Raw genomic sequence first — 2,401 nt, forward strand, 5'->3', positions numbered from 1 at the left:
GTAAAGCCACACCGCTTCGGCGATGATTTCGGCTGGAAAGCGATGGCGGTGATAGAGCTGGTCACAAACCTTGGTCATGCTGCATTGTCAGGCATCAAGATGTCGGGAAAGTTAAGGTTACAGTGCCCATTCTCCTATCAGTGTGTGATTTGCTGCGCTGCAGCTCCGGCTGACTGTTGGTCGCGCAGGATTACGACCGAAACTGCAAAAAAGTATGCGGATGTCAGCCATGACTGCACGCCTTGTTCGGAAGCCATGGAAAGATCTACCTGACCATCCGACATATACCACTGCCCACCGATCGAGCGCCAATCCGTCCATCGGGACGCCGCTGGAACTGGCGCGTCCAACCATTGTATGAGGTTGCCTTGAGCCAGTTGCAGTTTGAAGAGGAGTCTGGTTCGGACATGGGATGCTCCGGAAGCCGGATCTTCCAATCGAACCCCTCGCCCGGGTCGGCGGCCGTGCCGGTGGAAATGGCAATGAGGCAGTTCACACCCTAGTGATGGGCAGGTCTTTCGGATGTGGCAGGGAAGTTGGTCCGAGTGCTGACAGTACGGCCTCAGACCCGAGAATGGCTTCTATACTTCGGAACCTGCAATCACATGTTCCACCCCTTCAGTGTGCGTTTCACCTAGCATGTCCACTCTGACCCGGTATGGGCCACGCATGCCGTTTCGGCCTCCTCTTTCGCCAAGCTTGCGGTTTTCCGGTCGATGGCGAGCGGACGAATGGGATGATGTGTATCCCCGCCTCAAGTGTCGCATCTATGAATGCTGCTCTTGTCGCGCCGGCCGATAGTTTGCCTTCCAAGCAGGCTAGACAAGCGCGCCTTGCTGCGAAGAGTTCTTTACCACTGTCGATGGGCCAGGATTGCAAGAGATAGGCCGCTGCCTGCACAACGGAATTGATCGTCGTCAGTCGGCCGATCTTCTCAGATTCTATCGTAACATCATCAAAATACACATCATGCATGACTACCAAACTTCCGCCGGGACCTATCCGTTCCATCAAAATCCATCAGATTATGCTCTGTGTATCCTGATGCGCCGGCATGTCTCGGCAATTACGTTCCTTGTGCCGTCTCCGTTCGCGGAAGCAGATAACAGAGTGGTGACCGATCACCCGTGCGCGCTATTGTTCTCTTCTCAGTCACGGCTCCTATCTCCTCGTTGTTGAATCGCACGGATCAGGGCGGCAACCACAGAAGAACAATTATTTTCGGAACATCTTCATCGCAATTCCATTTGAGCGGACATGAAAACATTTGTTGGCATATCCACGTTCTTTCTGCTCGTTTCCGTCATCGTCGCTGAAGCCGCAGAGGTCAAACCCGAGGCGATCAATTCTGCATCACTGTCCACAATCCCGGCGGAACGTGCTTCCAAAAAACCATCAGCAGATCCCGATCCTGCGATCGTCCGCCTTCAGGTTCTCCTCGACCGTGCGGGTACATCGCCGGGGGTGATCGACGGCATTTATGGAAAGAACGTTACCAAGGCGGTGGTCAGTTTCGAAAAGATGACGGGGATGCCCCCGGACGGCACAATCGACGCCGATGTAATCCGCAGGCTGGAGACCGGTGGCCCGATTATCGGCACCTACACGGTCACGGCCGACGACGCGAAGGGTCTTGTGGACCATATTCCCGTAGACTACGGCGAAAAGGCGAAGATGCCCAGCTTGGGTTACAGCAGCGTCGCCGAAAAGCTTTCAGAGCGTTTCCACATGCATATCGACCTGCTGACTGCGCTTAATCCAGGTTCGGATTTCGTCCCTGCGGAGACAGTCCAGGTAGCGATGCCAGGTCCGCCGCGCCAAGGAAAGGTGACCCGCATCGAAGCCGACAAGACGGCCGGGCAGGTCACGGCTTACGATAATCGCGATGGCATACTAGCGGCGTATCCCGCGACAGTTGGCAGCGAGGACAATCCTTCTCCAAGGGGTACGCACAAGGTGAAGGGTGTCGCGCGTCTGCCCGTCTTTAGGTACAATCCAAAGGTCAACTTTAAGCAAGGGAAGAACGACAAGGTCCTCACCATCCCCAACGGCCCCAATGGGCCGGTCGGAACTGTCTGGATCGATCTAACCGAGCCAACCTACGGCATTCATGGAACGCCTGATCCCGAGCTTATCAACAAAGTCGGGTCGCACGGCTGCGTTCGTCTGACGAACTGGGACGCCGAGGAGCTAGCTGGAATGGTGAAGCCGGGCGTCGTTGTCCGGTTCGTCAACTAAAGGTATCGGCCGCCGTGTTCCGATCGAGTTCCACACGAGCCATTATGCGATCTTCTCGCCATCGCAGGTCGCGCTTCGCCGTGAACTCACACAGAACCCGCGCAATGAATTTGAGACGTTCGTCCATGCGGTTGCACTCCTGCCATGGCACCTTTGCTCTCCT

4 protein-coding genes are annotated in these 2,401 nt (G+C 55.8%); 3 read left to right on the forward strand and 1 reads right to left on the reverse strand.

Going from position 1 to position 2,401, the window contains the following annotated elements:
* Positions 1-273: hypothetical protein (locus CU102_RS30165; protein WP_210204796.1), on the forward strand; the 273-nt coding region annotated here is incomplete at its 5' end.
* A 357-nt stretch (positions 274-630) separates the two neighbouring features.
* Here CU102_RS30165 and CU102_RS31235 read toward each other — a convergent pair.
* Positions 631-1,011 carry a DUF982 domain-containing protein gene (locus tag CU102_RS31235; protein WP_106714338.1) on the reverse strand — a complete coding sequence of 127 codons (381 nt, stop codon included), beginning with the start codon at positions 1,009-1,011 and terminating at the stop codon, positions 631-633.
* 246 nt (positions 1,012-1,257) lie between these two features.
* Here CU102_RS31235 and CU102_RS28205 point away from each other — a divergent pair, with 246 nt between their 5' ends.
* Complete coding sequence (locus tag CU102_RS28205) at positions 1,258-2,238, forward strand: L,D-transpeptidase family protein (protein WP_106714339.1); 981 nt, start codon at positions 1,258-1,260, stop codon at positions 2,236-2,238.
* The coding region (locus CU102_RS30170; protein ID WP_210204797.1) for a hypothetical protein at positions 2,219-2,401 on the forward strand (183 nt) is incomplete at its 3' end. The genes CU102_RS28205 and CU102_RS30170, both read left to right, overlap by 20 nt.

The organism is Phyllobacterium brassicacearum (genome assembly GCF_003010955.1).
GTDB lineage: Bacteria > Pseudomonadota > Alphaproteobacteria > Rhizobiales > Rhizobiaceae > Phyllobacterium > Phyllobacterium brassicacearum.

Bases quoted from the DNA above. Each gene is read 5' to 3' on its own strand.
- CU102_RS31235 (WP_106714338.1), bottom strand. From the start codon at position 1,011: ATGGAACGGATAGGTCCCGGCGGAAGTTTGGTAGTCATGCATGATGTG.
- CU102_RS28205 (WP_106714339.1), top strand. From the start codon at position 1,258: ATGAAAACATTTGTTGGCATATCCACGTTCTTTCTGCTCGTTTCCGTC.